At 60.2% G+C, this 16,493-nt stretch carries 10 protein-coding genes, 1 tRNA gene and 1 pseudogene; 5 read left to right on the top strand and 7 right to left on the bottom strand.

Annotated features, from left to right (window positions below; genetic code table 11):
• Positions 1 to 4: 4 nt before the first annotated feature.
• Both treS and GH656_RS17070 read right to left on the bottom strand, forming a co-directional pair.
• Entirely contained in the window at positions 5 to 3,592 is a 3,588-nt protein-coding gene (gene treS / locus GH656_RS17075; RefSeq protein ID WP_153077215.1) for a maltose alpha-D-glucosyltransferase, read from the bottom strand.
• Between the two features lie 398 nt (positions 3,593 to 3,990).
• Positions 3,991 to 4,650 carry a DUF1345 domain-containing protein gene (locus GH656_RS17070; protein WP_153077214.1) on the bottom strand — a complete coding sequence of 220 codons (660 nt, stop codon included), beginning with the start codon at positions 4,648 to 4,650 and terminating at the stop codon, positions 3,991 to 3,993.
• Positions 4,651 to 4,994: 344 nt separating this feature from the next.
• Between GH656_RS17070 and GH656_RS17065 the strand changes: the two genes are divergently transcribed.
• The 3 genes from GH656_RS17065 to GH656_RS17055 all read left to right on the top strand — a co-directional run bounded on the left by GH656_RS17065 (position 4,995) and on the right by GH656_RS17055 (position 9,102).
• On the top strand, positions 4,995 to 5,615 hold the full coding sequence (locus tag GH656_RS17065) for a sugar dehydrogenase complex small subunit (protein ID WP_153077213.1): 621 nt from the start codon (positions 4,995 to 4,997) through the stop codon (positions 5,613 to 5,615).
• 82 nt (positions 5,616 to 5,697) lie between these two features.
• Positions 5,698 to 7,299: a GMC family oxidoreductase gene (locus GH656_RS17060; RefSeq protein WP_153077212.1), complete on the top strand. Its 1,602-nt coding sequence runs from the start codon at positions 5,698 to 5,700 to the stop codon at positions 7,297 to 7,299.
• Between the two features lie 498 nt (positions 7,300 to 7,797).
• Complete coding sequence (locus tag GH656_RS17055) at positions 7,798 to 9,102, top strand: c-type cytochrome (protein WP_153077391.1); 1,305 nt, start codon at positions 7,798 to 7,800, stop codon at positions 9,100 to 9,102.
• 74 nt (positions 9,103 to 9,176) lie between these two features.
• On the opposite strand, the gene GH656_RS17050 is transcribed toward GH656_RS17055, so the two are convergent.
• The 5 genes from GH656_RS17050 to GH656_RS17030 form a co-directional block, all read right to left on the bottom strand.
• On the bottom strand, positions 9,177 to 9,881 hold the full coding sequence (locus GH656_RS17050) for an RES family NAD+ phosphorylase (RefSeq protein WP_153077211.1): 705 nt from the start codon (positions 9,879 to 9,881) through the stop codon (positions 9,177 to 9,179).
• A complete protein-coding gene (locus tag GH656_RS17045; RefSeq protein ID WP_246184350.1) occupies positions 9,878 to 10,291 on the bottom strand; it encodes an MbcA/ParS/Xre antitoxin family protein in 414 nt (137 codons plus the stop codon). The genes GH656_RS17050 and GH656_RS17045 overlap by 4 nt, the downstream gene beginning before the upstream one ends.
• An 83-nt stretch (positions 10,292 to 10,374) precedes the next feature.
• Complete coding sequence (locus tag GH656_RS17040; protein WP_153077210.1) at positions 10,375 to 12,588, bottom strand: hypothetical protein; 2,214 nt, start codon at positions 12,586 to 12,588, stop codon at positions 10,375 to 10,377.
• Positions 12,589 to 12,796: 208 nt separating this feature from the next.
• A tRNA-Arg gene (locus GH656_RS17035) sits at positions 12,797 to 12,871 on the bottom strand.
• A gap of 170 nt (positions 12,872 to 13,041) precedes the next feature.
• Positions 13,042 to 13,224 (bottom strand): rubredoxin, encoded by a 183-nt coding sequence (locus GH656_RS17030; protein WP_153077389.1) that lies wholly within the window; start codon positions 13,222 to 13,224, stop codon positions 13,042 to 13,044.
• Between the two features lie 337 nt (positions 13,225 to 13,561).
• On the opposite strand from GH656_RS17030, the gene GH656_RS17025 reads away from it, so the two are divergent.
• Positions 13,562 to 13,963 carry a DUF4399 domain-containing protein gene (locus GH656_RS17025; protein WP_153077209.1) on the top strand — a complete coding sequence of 134 codons (402 nt, stop codon included), beginning with the start codon at positions 13,562 to 13,564 and terminating at the stop codon, positions 13,961 to 13,963.
• A 346-nt stretch (positions 13,964 to 14,309) separates the two neighbouring features.
• Positions 14,310 to 16,234 (top strand): annotated as a pseudogene (locus GH656_RS17020) (ATP-binding cassette domain-containing protein).
• The last annotated feature ends 259 nt before the right edge of the window (positions 16,235 to 16,493 follow it).

Raw genomic sequence — 16,493 nt, 5'->3', positions numbered from 1 at the left:
TGGCTCACCCTTTGGTTGATGGGGGCAGGGGGGGCACGGGAGGCACGGGTGCTGCAGGCGAGGCAGCCGATGCGTCGCCGGGTTCCTGGTCTTGGTCCTCAACGTCGCCTAGTAACTGGCTGGCGAGCGTGGCGAGGCCATGCACCGGTAGACCCAGCCAGCCGGGGCGTTGCACGGCTTCATCGCAGATTTCACGGGCGGCCCGGCCGATCAGGAATACGTCGAGCAGCGCGGCGTGGGCGTGGGCGGCGACGCAGGGATGCGTGACGTGCGCGACGGCGCTGCGGTAGTGCTGCAAAAAGCACTCGGCGGCTTTGCGGTTAAAGCGCTCGAACAGCACGCGTTTGCGTTGTGCTGCGGCTTGCGAGGTGTGATCCAGGGTCGAATGGGCGGCTGCGCTGGCATATGAGAGTGAACGCAGCAGCCCCGCGACGTCACGCAACGGGCTGGTTTTTTGCCGCCGGGTGTCGAGTGGCGTGCTGACATCGCCTTCGAAATCAATCAGAAACGCGTCACCTTGGGCCATCAGCACTTGTCCGAGATGAAAGTCGCCATGAATGCGCTGGCACCACGCGGCGGGGGCAGCGGGCAGATGCTGCGCCAGCGCGCGGATGAGCGCTTCGCGCCGGGCCAGCAAGCTGCGTGCGAGGTCGCGGGTTTCGCCGCTGAGCGATTCTGCGTTGAGGTGCTCAGCCAGCAGGTCGAGTGCTGCGCTCAGCGTCTGTTGTGCTTCGTCGATCCAGCCTTGTACTTGCCCGGCGCTGGCGGGTTCGGTGCTAAACGCCGATGTCTGGGCGGCTGGGCTCGCCTGCGTTTGTGTGTGCGGCTGAACGCTGCCGTGGCGTTGGCTCTTGCCGTCGCCACGGCCACCGCCACCGCCACCGCCACCGCCACCGCCACTCAACGCGACATGCAACTCGCCAAGACGTTTGCCGATCACCCCAGCGAAGGTGCAATAGCCGTCGATGGCTTGCATCTCGCCTGCCCGGTCTGGTGCCGCATCGCTGCCGTCGGGCATCAGCGCGAGTTCCTCGACCGCGCGGCGCAAATAGTCGAAGGCCCAGTTCCAGGCATCGCCCTGGTTCTCGATAAAGCCTTGCAGCACGGCAAGGGTATGCGGCACACCCGCTGGATCGACCCGCACCACTTCGCCATACAACGGCGCGCTATTGGCGTAGCCCACCTGGGTCAGATAGCGGCTGATTTCCGCCTCTGGATGCGTGCCGCCTTGCACCCGCCGCATGAGCTTGAGCACAGCGGTATCGGCTACCACCAGCACGCTGTTGCGCTGTTCGGCGGCGATCCAGCGGATCGCAGGCGGGGCCTCCGGATCGGCCAGATCAAGGGTGTCGAAAGCATCGGCCGGGATGAAGCGGATTTCATTCTTTTGCACGGTGGGGATCACCGCGCGCTGTTGCAGCCCGCGCAGCACGCCATGTGCGAACTGCGGCAGCGAGAACGCATCGGTCAGATGACCGATCGTGCGGTTGCGCCGCACCCGGGCCAGTGCGAGCTGGATAAACAGAGGCGTGGTGGTGTCGCTGCCCCAGGTGATCGCCAGCGGCACCAGATAACGCCCGGTATGCCCGCCTGCGGTGGCTTCAATTTCGGTGAAGGCAAAGCCCGCTTCCGGCATGGTGGTCAACGCGGCAAGGCGCACGCTGTCAAGCGTGTGCCCGTGTGAGACAAACCAGCGGCGGCGCATCAGCCACGACGGCAGCACTTCCGATTCAAGCAAGCGCACGTTTTCCGGGGTCGGCCCGGTCTGGCCTTCGCGGATCACGATCGTGGCGAATTCTGGTAACGGATCAGGGGGCGCGTTGCTCCATGCCGGGCGCTGCTCTTCCTGACACAGCGAAAACCACATGAAGCCATACGGCGGAAAAGTCATGACGTAGGCCAACGAACTAATCGCGGGAAACACTGAATCAGCGGTCATTTCGATCGGCACGGCACCTGCGAATTCGGCCAGGTCCAGCTCGACGGCCTGCGGCGCGCGTGACAGATTGGCCACGCACAGAATGGGCGGCTCGCCGGGCATTTCGCGCAAGTACGCGAGGATTTTGCGGTTCGCGGGCCGCAAAAAACGGCTGCTGCCCCGGCCGAATGCGCCTCGGCTGCGGCGGGTGGCGAGCATGCGGCGGGTCCAGTTGAGCAGCGAATGCGGGTCGCGGCTTTGCGCTTCGACGTTGACTGCATCGAAGCCGTACAGCGCCCCCATCACTGGTGGCAGGACCAGTTGTTCAGGGTCGGCGCGGGAAAAGCCGCCGTTGCGGTCGGAAGACCATTGCATCGGGGTGCGCACGCCATCGCGGTCACCGAGGTGGATGTTGTCGCCCATGCCGAGTTCATCGCCGTAATAGATCACGGGTGTGCCAGGCATCGAGAGCAGCAGCGAGTTGATCAGTTCGATCCGGCGCCGGTCGCGCTCCATCAGCGGCGCGAGACGTCGACGGATACCGAGGTTGAGCCGGGCGCGGCGGTCGCTGGCGTAGGTGTTCCAGAGATAGTCGCGCTCGGAATCGGTGACCATTTCTAGCGTCAGCTCATCGTGGTTGCGCAAAAAGATCGCCCATTGGCAGGACTCGGGCAGCTCGGGCGTCTGCCGCATGATGTCGGTGATCGGAAAGCGGTCTTCGCTGGCGAGCGCCATGTAGATCCGCGGCATCAGCGGGAAATGAAACGCCATATGGCATTCATCTTCGTTGCCGAAATATTCCTGCACGTCTTCGGGCCACTGATTGGCTTCTGCCAGCAACATGCAGTCTGGGTAATCGGCATCGATGGCCGCGCGAATCTGTTTGAGCACCGCGTGGGTTTCGGGCAGGTTCTCGTTGCTGGTGCCTTCGCGCTCCACCAGATACGGCACGGCATCCAGCCGCAGTCCGTCAATCCCCAGATCCAGCCAGAAACGCATCACTTGCAGCACTTCGCGCAGCACCGCTGGATTATCGAAATTCAGGTCGGGCTGGTGCGAGTAGAAGCGGTGCCAGTAATACGCGCCTGCTACCGGGTCATGAGTCCAGTTCGAGGGCTCGGTATCAATGAAGATGATGCGGGTGCCTGCGTATTTCGTATCGGTATCGGACCAAACGTAATAGTTGCGATGACTCGATCCGGGCTTGGCGTGGCGCGCGCGCTGAAACCACGGATGCTGGTCGGAGGTGTGGTTGATGACCAGCTCAGTGATGACCCGGATCCCCCGCGCATGGGCTGCTTGAATGAAACGTTTGACGTCTGCCAGTTGGCCGTAGTCGGGATGAACGCCACGGTAATCTGCGATGTCGTAGCCGTCATCGCGGCGCGGCGATGGGTAAAACGGCAGCAGCCAGATCGCATTGACGCCTAGCTCAACGATGTAATCGAGTTTGGCCAGCAGGCCGGAGAAATCGCCAATGCCATCGTTATTCGCATCGAAAAACGATTTCACATGAACCTGATAAATGATCGCGTCCTTGTACCAGAGCGGATCGCCTTTGAGCAGAGAGGGTTTGCGGCGCGGATTCAGACGCGGCTGGCGGGCGTGAGACGAAGTGGCATGGGCCGTATCGGCGGTTGCCTGACGAGGATGACGCACATGAGGAGAGTCCATCGGCAGTTTCCAGGTTCACCGGCGCGGCAAACAGCAGCACCGGCGTGCGCGTGTGGCTCCCGGCTAAACCCAACTTGCAACCGGGTATGAATCAATCTAGTGCAAAGCAGCCTGTGCAGCGGCGTGATGCCGCGCTGCCGGATTGCTGAAGGATCGTGGTCCAAGGCAAAACCTGATAGCCAGCAAGTGCTGTGCCAGTTGCGTCGCAAAGCGGCGCTGAACGGAGCGGGGCGGGGGCGAGAGAGGAGGCGGTGGCGCGCTACGCGAGCGCGTGTGCTGCAGCGTTGACGTGTAAAAGCGCGAATGAGCGGCCGGCTTTTACACGGTAAGGCGGGAAAGCGTGTGGCTGGCGGATGGGTTGGCTGAAGCGGAGTGTGCGTTTGTCTGCGCTAGCCTGGTTAGGAGCCGAGCAAGCCCGCCGCGATATTCACGCACAAGCCCAGCACGGCGACATTGAAATAGAACGAGAGGATGGATTGCGCCAGCACGGCACGCCGAATCGAGCGTGAACGCAGCACGACATCAGCGGTTTGCGAGGCCACCGCGATGGTGAAGGAGAAATAGAGGAAATCCCAGTAATTGGGTTCGAGCTTGCGGTCGGGAAAGTGCAGCGCGGTTTCCTCTGCTGCGCTGCCGTAGTAAAGCCGGGCGTAATGCAGCGTGAAGAGCGTGGGAATCAAGAACCAGGCACCGATCAGCGTGACGCCAGTGAGCAGCGAATGCGTGACCCCAGAGGTTCGCCCCATGGTTTTCACGGCCGCCAGTTCGAGCACGATGGCCGCGATGCTGGCCACGGTGGCGACGCAGATCACCACGAGCGCCACCCCGGCATTCCGGTCTTCGCGGATGGCGAACTGACGCACCTCATCGTGATGCGCCCGCGCCATATGTACCCAGATCAGCATCAGATACGACCACACCGCGATGTCCCACGCGATGAGCCCGCGCAGCAACGGGCGCATCGACGCCGAGGCGAGGCCCAGCGATGCGGCAAGCCCGATGACCAGGCCCGCCAGCATGCGCGGACGGTTGCGAAGCACCTGTGGATAGAGATTCATGTGTGCCTGAAAGGAGGGGGCGCTGGTGGTGCAGCCGGGCGTGTCTGGCCGCTGCGCGGATTCTACCGCGCGGGTTTTGGCTGAATTGTCTAAAGCGGGCACCGCGGTTATAGTCCTGCGCATCGCGCCGCTGGCCTGGCGGTTCGAGCAAGCGATCCAACGATCCAACAATAAACAACGCCGTCACTGAGAGACTGGCGAGGGGACACGCCCGTGTGCCGCCAGCTGATAGCCGTCCGCCATCAGCCGTCAGCCGTCAGCCGTCAGCCGTCAGCCGTCAGCAGCGGACCAGCGGGTTCGTGCGCCCTTTGCCTGTCAGGTCCGGTTCATTATCGGGAGCCCCTATGGCAGAGGTTCAGCAAGACCCGCGCGGCGCGCGCCCCCCCATTGCTTCAGCGCCGCCTGCTTCTGCATTGCCTGCGTTTCCCCCTGTTTCCCCCGCTTCTTCCATTGCTTCCATGCGCCGCCGCTGGCTGCTTGGCGCTGGCGCGTCGGCCGCCGTGCTCGCTTTCACGCTGGCTGCGGGAGGCTTCAGCCTTAAGCCCGCTTGGGCCGCCGGCCTATCTGACAGTAGCTATGTCGCATTTCTCAGCGTGTCCCGGCAACTGAGCGGCCGCAGCGACTTCAACCTGGTGCTGGCCCAGCGGATTTACACCGCGCTAAGCAAGGCCGAGCGCCAGTTCACGCGCGATGTCGGTGTGCTTGAGCGCTGGCTTGAAAATCATCGCGGTACGCCCTCGGACACCGTGATGCAAGCGTTGCAAGCCAGTCAGCCAGAACTGCTGGCACCCGCCCGGGCGATCTTGCAGGCGTGGTACCTGGGGCTGGTCGGCAAGCACCTCACGACCCGGGTCGTGGCGTTTGAGCAGGCCCTGATGTTTGCGCCGGTGCTAGACGTGCTGACTATTCCGTCGTACTGCCGCGATGTGCCGTTCTACTGGACGCAGAAGCCCGGGCAGAGTTAACCGAACCGGTGCGCGCTGCGTTACCTGTTCAACACAACACTCCAGATACCTCACCGTATTCAGCCAGCCAAAGAGGGCAAGCATGGCAAATTCTTATTCGGCCGATGTCGTGGTAGTTGGCTCCGGCGTGGCGGGTGCGCTGGTTGCGCACCAGATGGCGCTAGCGGGTGCCTCGGTCATGATGCTCGAAGCCGGACGGCGCATTCCGCGCTGGCAAATCGTGGAAAACTTCCGCAATTCGCCGGTTAAAAGCGACTTCACCACGCCTTATCCGTCGCTGCCTTACGCACCCCATCCCGAGTATTCGCCCGCTAACAAATATCTGATCCAGAAAGGCGATTACCCGTACAACTCACAATATTTGCGGCTGGTGGGCGGTACCACCTGGCACTGGGCCGCTGCGGCGTGGCGTCTGCTGCCGTCGGATTTCGAATTGCACAAGCGCTATGGCGTGGGGCGCGACTGGCCCTATGCGTATGAAGTGCTTGAGCCGTGGTATTACGCCGCCGAAGTGCAACTGGGTGTCTCCGGCCCGGACAGCCTGATTGATCTGGGCTCGCCGAGGGCGCAGCCCTATCCCATGGCGGCCTTGCCGCTGTCGTATCTGGACCAGCGCTTTACCGACGTGCTTCAGCCCCATGGCTTCAATGTTGTGCCGGAGCCGGTGGCGCGTAACAGCCGTCCCTACGACGCTCGCCCGACTTGCTGCGGCAATAACAACTGCATGCCGATTTGCCCGATTGGCGCGATGTACAACGGCGTGATGCATGTCGAAAAGGCCGAACAGGCCGGTGCCAGGCTACTCACGCAAGCCGTGGTGTACCGCATCGAAGCCGATAGCAAAGGGCTCATCAACGCGGTGCATTTCAAGGATCCGAGTGGCAACAGCACCCGCGTGAGCGGCAAGATGTTCGTGCTGGCCGCCAATGGCATCGAAACCCCGAAACTAATGCTGATATCGACCTCCGATGCCTGGCCTAAAGGCATTGGCAACCGCTCCGATCAGGTGGGCCGCAACCTGATGGACCATCCCGGCACGGGCGTCACCTTTCTCGCCCGCGAAGCGCTTTGGCCTGGGCGCGGGCCGATGGAGATGACCTCGATCGTTAACTTCCGCGATGGCGCGTTTCGTTCGGAGTACGCGGCGAAAAAACTGCACCTGTCGAACGCGATCTCGACCATGGCCGTGAGTGCTGAGCTATTGCGGCAAGGCTTGAGCGGGGCCGAACTGGAGCGGCAAATCCGCGAACGCTCCGCCCGCACGCTCTCGATCAACAGCTTTCATGAGCATCTGGCCGAAGCGCGCAACCGGATCGTGCCTTCCACGGAACACAAGGACGCGCTAGGTATTCCACAGCCGGAGATCTACTACTCGATCAACGATTACGTGAAAAAGAGCGCGGCCAACACCCGCGAGCTTTACGCGCAGATCGCTGGGCTGCTGGGGGGCACCGAGGTGCGTTTCGACGATACCTTCGCGCCGAACAATCACATCATGGGCACGACGATCATGGGCCACGACCCGGATGATTCGGTGGTCGATGCGGATTGCCGCACGCACGATCACGCCAATCTTTTTGTTGCAGGCAGCGGAGTGATGCCGAGCGCTGCCTCGGTGAACTGCACGCTGACTATCGCAGCGCTGTCGCTGAAGCTGGCCGCTCAGCTCAAGCGCGAACTTTAAGCCCAACCCTGACGGAGATTCACCATGACGCAACGACCGTCTCGCGTGCCGCCCACCAGTGCGAGCGCTCAGCGCCGCCGCACCCAACGCGGGTTGCTGGCGGCGATTTTTCTGCTGTTTGCGCTGTATTTGACCTGGCATGCGTGGTTCGGCCCCGCGCAGCCGGTCAGCATGGTGCCGGTGACGGCGGCATTCGCTGAGCATGCGGTGGTTTCTGCTTCTGCTTCTGCTTCAGGCACAGGCACAGGCACAGGCACAGGCACAGGCACAGGCACAGGCACAGGCACAGGCACAGGCACAGGCACAGGCACAGGCACAGGCACAGGCACAGGCACAGGCACAGGCACAGGCACAGGCACAGGCTCAGGCACAGGCTCAGGCACAGGCACAGGCACAGGCTCAGGCACAGGCACAGGCACAGGCACAGGCACAGGCACAGGCTCAGGCTCAGGCTCAGGCTCAGGCTCAAGCTCAAGCTCAAGCTCAGCCGTGCCGCCTATGTCTGCCAGTGCTGCTGAGGCCGCCAACGCTGCCAGCACCCCCATCGCAGAGCCCACCACCGCCAGCCGCGCGACATTGGGGGCCTTTGCCGCACGCATCGGCTTGAGCGCGGCGGCGAGCCCCAATCTGGTGAAGCGCGGCGAATACCTCGCTCGCGCCGGAGATTGCAGCGCCTGCCATACCGCTGACAAAAGCCGCCCGTTTGCCGGTGGGGTGCCGATCAGCACCCCGTTTGGCACGATCTACACGCCGAACATCACCCCCGACCCGGAAACCGGCATTGGCCGCTGGGACAACACCGATTTTCTGCGCGCGATGCACGAAGGCATTGGCAAGCGCGGCGAGCGGCTGTACCCCGCGTTCCCTTACACGGAATACACCAAGGTGACCCAGCAGGATGTGCTGGCGATTCGCGCCTATCTGAATACCGTCATGCCGGTGCGCTATACGCCTCCGGCCAGCACGCTGACATTTCCGTTTAACCAGCGCTGGCTGATGGTGTTCTGGAATCTGTTCAATTTCGACGAAGGCCGCTTTGTGCCCGAGCCAAAGAACAGCGCTGAATGGAACCGGGGGGCGTATCTGGTGCAAGGGCTGGGGCACTGTGAGGAATGCCATACGCCCCGCAATTTCACCCAGGGTCTGAAGTCGAGCGCGCGCTTTTCAGGTGCCACGCTAGCGGGTTGGCACGCGTTCAACATCACGCCAGATCGCAACAGCGGCATTGGCAACTGGAGCGAGGACGATCTGATGCGTTATCTGTCCACTGGTGTCGCACCAGGACGAGCCAATGCCGCCGGACCAATGGCCGAGGTAGTCGCGGGCAGCACGCAGTATCTGGATAGCGTCGATTTGCGCTCGATTGCGATTTATCTACGCTCGCTGCCGCCAGTAAGCGGCGGTGAAACCCGGCCGCGCGACCAGTGGGGGCAACCCGCCGATGCCGTCAGCGGGTTACGTGGGCAGGCGGTGACGGGTATCAATGGGGCCCAGCTGTTTCTGGCGAACTGTGCGAGCTGCCACAACTGGACGGGGCAGGGCGTAGGCGCGAGCGCGCCATTGGCCTATCCGTCGCTGATGCATAACACCGTGGTGGGTGCGAGCCAGGCGAACAACCTGGCGCTGGTGGTGCTGAATGGCGTAGCGCGCAAGACCCAGCAAACCGATGTGCTGATGCCCGCGTTTGGCGCTCAACTAAACAATGAGCAGATCGCCGCGCTGACAAATTACGTGACGAAGCAGTTCGGCAACCCGCAAGCCACGATCACGGCGGACCAGGTACAGGCGCTACGGGCGCATTAAGAAGATGAGGCGATGCAGCGGGCTGGGCTGGACATGGCACTGCTGCATGGCTTCATCGCTCCTTTCGCGCGGAGCTAACGCGCTTCCTGGCGCAACTCGAACACGATGTCGATGGCGTGGCCGTTCCAGTTGTATTCCAGATAAGCCGCGTGATGGCAGGCGCGCAACAGCGTCGTTTTGAAAGCAGCGAGGCATTCGCCCGCTGGGTCGCGCACCGACGGATATGCGATGCCGGGCGCGCCCGCCATACGCGCTGCTTGCCCGAGCGGCTGGCTTTGAGCGTAACTGTCCGGCGCGAAAATCGCCGGATCTTGCGTCGCATCGTTACGCAGATCGACCACGTGGCCCCCCACTTCCACCGTATACAGCCGCATTTGCTGACGTAACGGTGCCTCTTGCGTAGCGGCGAGAAAGCGGCTGGCGTGATAGCGCGTCTCGGTGACGGCGGTAGCCCGCGAGCGCGCGCAGTAAAACACCCCGTAAGAGCCATCCGAAAACCGGCTGCCATGCGGATTCAGATGGGTGAAGGCCGCCATGATCGGCCCACAGCCGGGGCCAAAGCAGCGTTCGTGGCGTGGCACCAGATCCAGCTCGCCGAGTTCAGTGCGCAGACGGTCGTTGGTCATGGCTTCGAGCGCATAGAGGGCGTCGAAGTCTTCCGCTGAGGCGACCCGGTCGAACAGGTTCACCGCTGGAAACCGCGTTGGAATGACCCGGTAAGCCGGCCGCCAGACCAGCGGTGTGGCTGGCCAGCGGTCTTGCCAGAGCGTTTTGGTCATGCCCAGCCGCCACGCATCGCATCGAGATACTGGCGCACCGCCACGAGATCGCTGATATTGCCTGCCAGCATGCGCTCCAGTGCCGGACGGCCACCGAATGGTGGCGCGCTGTTGGGGCGCTTGATCCAGCCATCCGCTGCTGCGGGTTGCGGCAGCAGGATTTGCAGTGCCTTGTAAATGCCGAGCAGCAGCGACAAACGCTCAAGCGTGTCACGGCCTAGCCGGGCGCTTTGCGGCGCGGCTTTCCATTTAAAGAAGGTGGAGCGGCCTGGTGCGCCGAGCAGAATGATTTGCTCTTCGGCATTCAGATTCCAAGCGTGCGCGATATTGAAGAAGGCCCGCAGCCCGGCGGCGGACATCTCGGCATGGGAGGCGGTGGGAGGCTGGGAGAGTGGTGCGGCGTCAGACATGGCATTAATCCGCAAATGAACGTTTTTGTATATTAGTCCATTTGTGGATTAATGCGTAGCGCCAAGGTGGAATGTGTGATGCGTCACGCGCCGGGCGCAGTCACCGCGGGCCTGCGCGGCAGCCTGGTTATTGCTGGCTTCAGGCCTGATGTAGCCTGTTTCGCGCCGTTTTTGGCCAGAGGCGCGACAGAGACCGAACTCAGCTTGCGAGCGGGTACAGGCACCGGCGGGAGCTCGTTATCGGTGGCCGTAACCTTGCGCTCGCTGAGCTTTTCCGCCTGCAGCTTTTCGAGCGCCTTGGTGCGTCTGTCGATTTTCTTTTGCTCGCGCAGCGGGATGTACTTTGTTCTTTCTTCGAGTGGCAGCCGGCTAAGCAGGAGATTCTTGTAGTCACGGAAAGCATTCGACCGGCGGGTGTTGTAGTCCCGGTACCAGGTGACTAGTTTCTGCGTAACGAAAAAGCCAAGTTGTATTGAGATAACAGCGATGCCGATAGGTCCCATCATGAGTGCAGGGATCGCAAGAGCGAGGGCACCCCAGCCTGTCATTACGGATGAAGCCAGCTTTAGTCCGAGCGCCAGATAGCCACTGGTACTGGTAGCGCCACCCATCACCCAACTGAGCTTGAGCTTAGCTGGTCTTAATTCATCTTCTATTAAATTTAGTTTGTCAATCGCTTGCTTATATTTATCACTCGATACTTCATATTTGCCGCTGGCAGCCAGAAATGCTTCTGCCAGTGCTTCATCGCTTTGAGAGCGACCAGCAGCAAATATTTGCCGAATCTTGCCGGTTATCCAGCTCTTTTCTTTAAGGCGGAATACGCTAATAATTTTTGATTCGGGCCGGTCGTTAGTAATGGTTTTTTCGACCGCATAGATCATTTTTGAAAAATCAGACGTAGTAGCCAGATCCGAATCACCAACCTTGCTTTGAGTTTTCTGCAGTAATTCAATCCCTTCCTTGCCCGAAACCCGGATTAATTTACGCAGTGCTTTTTCATAGGCACTGGTTGCTATGGGGTCTTCCTCGAGCAGTGCTTTAAATGCATTGGCGAAGTCGGAATTCACACTGGTTCTTTTTTGCATCTGGTCGGTACCGTCGTTGATATCGGTAGCTATCAGGCCGATGGTGGTAACAACCGTACCTATCTGCCCCAAACCGGTCAGCGACAAAACCACCCGCGGTGCCAGTGTCAGTAAGCGTTTTGCGAGGGACATGCCCGTAGCAGCAGCTTCGAAAAGAAGGGCGCTGGTTCCAGTGGCATTTTCGACCTGGTGTGCCTGATTGCCTATCCGGTTATTCAATGCCTCGGTGGCGATCAATTTCATATCGAAGCACAAGTTTCCCAGATGGCGCTGAATTTCGTCTTTTCTATTAATAAAGATGGACTGTGTTTGCTCTGCAGCGGACGGATATTCTTCTAGCAACGCGATATATTCGCCGAGAATTTCGTTCATTCTCGACAAAAATTGATTGCTGAAATCCATTTCTGTAGCCGATTTTGCCGAAAAGAAATTGAGAATCACTTGCACGGGCGTGCATTGTTTAATCCAGACAACGGCTGCATTACCGGTCGCACCATTATGGCGGGCAGTTAATTTTGAAAGCAGGCGTGGCAATTCAACCTTGAAATTCATGGCGACATGCAGATTCGGGCTGCTGCACAGCCGGTTTGTATTGTTTTTCAGTTTTTCCAGTTCTTTCAGATTTCTCTTATAAGCATTTTCGGGTTTGCCAGATTTATCGAGCCTGATGACCGTTGACGTCGGCTCTGGATACGCCACCGATTGAAGGTGCGCTTTTGCGGATGGAATGAGGCGAAGCACGGGGAATGCTATCAAAGCTAATTTGGCACCGAAGCTTTTGAGATGAAGGCTAATACGCTTATGGAAATGACCCGCTTCGGTAAATGGGACTGCGCGCTGCGGGGTTTCGGCTGGCTCGGCGTGGCTAGTAGAGCTTTTCGGTCTCGCGCTGGACGCACTTGGGATGACTGAGGGCGACTTGACCGAGTTCTTCAGCGGTGCGGCCGAAGAATTTGGCGTGGTGTCTGTAGAGGAATTTTTGTTCGTGCCAGAAGCCCGGCTGATTTCGCCAGGCATGGCCACTTTTGCTTTTGACAATGGCTCGAAACGTCCTCCGAACGAACCAAAAGACGCAGTCTGCGCGCGCGAGCGTCCATCAGTGGCCACTTGTGAGTAGGGGCCGCTGCCGAGGTTATCTGCGGAACTACCACCTGAAGCGACGAAGGGCGGTATTAGGTTTGCATTACGCGAATCAATGGATGGAGGCATGCGGAGCGCTCGCTATTTTCTGCAGTTGGACCTATGTAACAAGCGTGCGGTAATTCGTTCCACAACCAGGAGATTTTTTTGAAAATAATGCCGAAGATGTATTTGGGATGGTGCGCCAGAGCCGCAAGCTTTGGTGCCAAGGGCCGCGCGGGCGAGCCCGGAGACGGTGGGAGGCTGCAGTGTGATGTGGGGGTGAGGATGAGGCGGTTGGCCTCTCTGGCAGGAATCGAACCTGCATCTGAGTCTTAGGAGGACCCTGTTCTATCCATTGAACTACAGAGAGTGGGCCAAAACGTGCGCCCGGCTAAACCGGGCGACGCGAGAAAGCATGTGATGGGAAAGCATGTAATGGAGCAGATCGGGTGGCCCAAGCGACATAACTGGCCTAGCGTCGCCAGGCTACCAATCCAGCCAGGCGGCAGAGTATAGCAAACCGAAGGTGCGCCAGCAGCCTCAGAATTCGACCGCGGCGAATTCGGCCTTGCCGACATCGCACAACGGGCAGCGCCAGTTTTCGGGTATCTCGGAAAAGCGCGTGCCAGCGGCGAGACCTTCTTCCGGGAGTCCTTCTTCTTCGTTGTAGATCCAGCCGCAGATCAAACAAATCCAGCTTTTATATTCGATGATTTCGCTCACGACGCGTTGGGTTCCATGTAAATAAAGCGCTGTGCATGGGCTGCACGGCGTGACGTCTGTCAAGACGCGCTGCTGGCCGCTGTTGGCGCAACGCAAGCCCGCTAGTTTAGCGGAATTCATCTGTAAGCCCGTGTGGGTCTTTGTCGCAGGCAACTGAATGTATGGGCCTGGCTGTGGACGGCGGGGTGGGGGGTGCGGTGTATGCTTTCGCTCGCGGTCATTCCAGCGGCATCCCTACCGGTGTGGGCTCGCCGCGATGCCCTTGATGGCCCATGCTGCATGTGGGCATGAGAGGCTCGCGGTGCCACGCCAGGCCGTATTTATCCAGGAGAAAACTATGTTTAATAAAAAATGGCTGGCCGGTGCTGCATGTGCTGGGTTGCTGGTGATGTCAGGCATCGCGCGTGCTGAGAGCGTGTCGTTTATTGAGCCGCAGAACGGTGCAACGGTGACTAACCCAGTGCATGTGAAGTTTGCTGTTGAGGGCATGAAGGTCGTCCCCGCTGGCACCTTGGCCGAAGGCACGGGCCACCACCATCTGCTGATTGACGGCGCGCCGTTGCCCAAGGGCGAAGTGATCCCGGCCAACGATAAATCGCTGCATTACGGCAAGGGTCAAACTGAAACCGATGTGACTTTGCCGCCAGGAGACCACACGCTGACCTTGCAGTTTGGTGATGGCGCGCACCGTTCGTATGGCCCGGGCATGAGCAAGACAATTACTGTGCATGTGAAGTAATAAAAATCAGTTTGAAATCCAGGTATGACCTGCCTGGATTGGCCAAAGGGGGCCGGCTGGCAATGCAGCACAGCATGCCGGCTCGCAGTGAGTGGGCATGGCACCGATTGGCACCAATTGGCACCACTGCCTGGTTTCACCGTTCACAGCAAAACGGCCACACGGCCGTTTTGTTTTGCTGCGGCAGGTTTCGGCTGCAGGGTGCTCATAAGCAGCGCTATCTTCGGCGTATTGTCCCCAGCGCGACAAGTCCGCCATTTGGCCTATGCCATCCGGCTAGTCAGATTTGCCGGGCATGACCGGTACAATGCGCAGTTCCGTTCATCGTTGTTTCCTTCTGGCTCCCATGTCGCTCTATACCATTACCGGCGCGCAACTCGCGTTCGGTCACGTCGCGTTGCTTGATCACGCGGATTTTTCTCTTGAAGCAGGCGAGCGCGTTGGGCTAATTGGCCGCAATGGCGCGGGCAAATCGTCATTGCTGAAAATCGTCGCCGAACTGACTCGCCCGGATGACGGCCTCGTCACACGCCAGCAAAACCTGACCACGGTCTATGTGCCGCAGGAGCCAGAGTTCGATGCGTCGATGTCGGTTTTCGACACCGTGGCGGCTGGGCTGACCGATGCTCGTGCGTGGCTGGACGAGTACGACGCTGTGATTCACCGGCTGGGCGACGTGGCGGAAGGCGAGGAGCACGACGCTTTGCTGGCGCGCATGAACACCTTGCAATCGTCGCTCGACACCTCGGATGCCTGGAACTGGCGCACGCGCGTGTCGACCACGCTGGCGCAGATCGGGCTGGATGGCGATGCACTTATTGGCGCGCTGTCTGGCGGCATGCAAAAGCGCGTGGCACTGGCGCGTGCGCTAGTGGTGCAGCCCGATGTACTGCTGCTGGATGAACCAACCAATCACCTTGATTTCGACGGCATCCGCTGGCTCGAAGAGCTGCTGGTTTCCCAGCGCGCGGGGTTGCTGTTCATTACTCACGACCGCGCGTTTCTGGATCGGGTGGCCACGCGCATCGTGGATCTCGACCGTGGGCGGCTGCTGTCGTACCCGGGCAATTTTTCGGAGTATCAAACGCGCAAGGCGCAGCAACTGGAAGTAGAGCGGGTTGAGAACGACAAGTTCGACAAGTTGCTGGCGCAGGAAGAAATCTGGATTCGCAAGGGTGTTGAAGCGCGCCGCACTCGCAGTGTCGGGCGGATTGCCCGGCTGGTGGAAATGCGCGGTGAGCGCGCCGAGCGGCGCAACGCGCAGGGCAACGTCAAGCTGGATGTGGGGCAGGGCGAGAAATCTGGCAAGATCGTCGCGGAACTGACCGAGGTGTCCAAACGTTATGGCGCACGCGCGGTGGTCGATACCTTTACCGCGACCGTGATGCGGGGCGACAAGATTGGCTTTGTTGGACCCAACGGGGCGGGCAAAACTACCCTGCTCAAGATGATTCTGGGTGAGCTCGCTCCCAGCGCAGGTGAGGTCCGCGTGGGCACCAATCTTCAGGTGGCTTATTTCGACCAGATGCGAGCGCAACTGGATCTGGAGAAAAGCCTCGCCGATACGATCAGCCCGGGCAGTGAGTGGGTTGAGGTCAACGGCACGAAAAAACACGTGATGAGCTATCTGGGCGATTTCCTGTTCGCCCCTGAGCGGGCGCGTTCGCCGGTTAAATCGCTGTCGGGGGGGAGCGTAACCGGCTGCTGCTGGCCCGTCTTTTTGCCCGTCCGGCTAACGTGCTGGTGCTGGACGAGCCCACCAATGATCTGGATATTCCAACGCTCGAATTGCTCGAAGAGCTACTTGCCGAATACAACGGCACGGTGCTGCTGGTGAGCCACGACCGGGCATTTCTGGATAACGTCGTGACTTCGGTGATTGCTGCCGAAGGCGATGGCAAATGGCGTGAGTACGTGGGTGGTTTTACTGACTGGCAAGTGCAGCGTGAGCGCTCGCAGCAGATGACACAGCAGGCTTCGCGTGAAGCTGCCAGAGAAGCCCCGGCCAAAGACGCTGCCGCGCGTAACGCTCCGGCACCGCGCGCGGCCAAGCTGTCGTTCAAGGAGCAGCGCGAACTCGAGGCGCTGCCCGCGCAGATCGAAGCGCTTGAAGCTGAGCAGAAAAGCATTGGTGCCCAGTTGGAAGACGGTTCGATTTTTGCCCGGGATGCCGCTGAAGGCACCCGGCTGACCGCACGCTACAGCGAGATCGACGAAGCCTTGCTGGTGGTTTTGCAGCGCTGGGAAGAACTGGAAGGCCGCCGCAAGTGAATCCGCTTTATCTTGAAATAAGTAAAATACTTGCCGCTTGAGTAGGCCTGCACGGTGTGTGGCGGTGCGTCACGGGTGGTGTAAGCCCAGCGCTGTAGCCGTAGCCGCAGCCGCGCTGGCGATGGCACTGCTCACAGCGCTGCTCATCAGGCAGGCACGCTTGCTTATCTTCTTGTTTCAATTAATTTTTTTCGAATATTCAACGCCTTGTCCACGTACCTGTCCACAGGCACTGTGGATAACATTGACCCGATCAGCG

The organism is Paraburkholderia bonniea, from assembly GCF_009455625.1.
Lineage (GTDB): Bacteria > Pseudomonadota > Gammaproteobacteria > Burkholderiales > Burkholderiaceae > Paraburkholderia > Paraburkholderia bonniea.
Note: the sequence above shows the minus strand (reverse complement) of the source record. Positions and strands in the feature narration are given on the sequence as shown.

Coding starts and splice junctions, on each gene's coding strand:
- treS (WP_153077215.1), bottom strand. CDS start 3,592: ATGGACTCTCCTCATGTGCGTCATCCTCGTCAGGCAACCGCCGATACG.
- GH656_RS17070 (WP_153077214.1), bottom strand. CDS start 4,650: ATGAATCTCTATCCACAGGTGCTTCGCAACCGTCCGCGCATGCTGGCG.
- GH656_RS17065 (WP_153077213.1), top strand. CDS start 4,995: ATGGCAGAGGTTCAGCAAGACCCGCGCGGCGCGCGCCCCCCCATTGCT.
- GH656_RS17060 (WP_153077212.1), top strand. CDS start 5,698: ATGGCAAATTCTTATTCGGCCGATGTCGTGGTAGTTGGCTCCGGCGTG.
- GH656_RS17055 (WP_153077391.1), top strand. CDS start 7,798: ATGTCTGCCAGTGCTGCTGAGGCCGCCAACGCTGCCAGCACCCCCATC.
- GH656_RS17050 (WP_153077211.1), bottom strand. CDS start 9,881: ATGACCAAAACGCTCTGGCAAGACCGCTGGCCAGCCACACCGCTGGTC.
- GH656_RS17045 (WP_246184350.1), bottom strand. CDS start 10,291: ATGTCTGACGCCGCACCACTCTCCCAGCCTCCCACCGCCTCCCATGCC.
- GH656_RS17040 (WP_153077210.1), bottom strand. CDS start 12,588: ATGCCTCCATCCATTGATTCGCGTAATGCAAACCTAATACCGCCCTTC.
- GH656_RS17025 (WP_153077209.1), top strand. CDS start 13,562: ATGTTTAATAAAAAATGGCTGGCCGGTGCTGCATGTGCTGGGTTGCTG.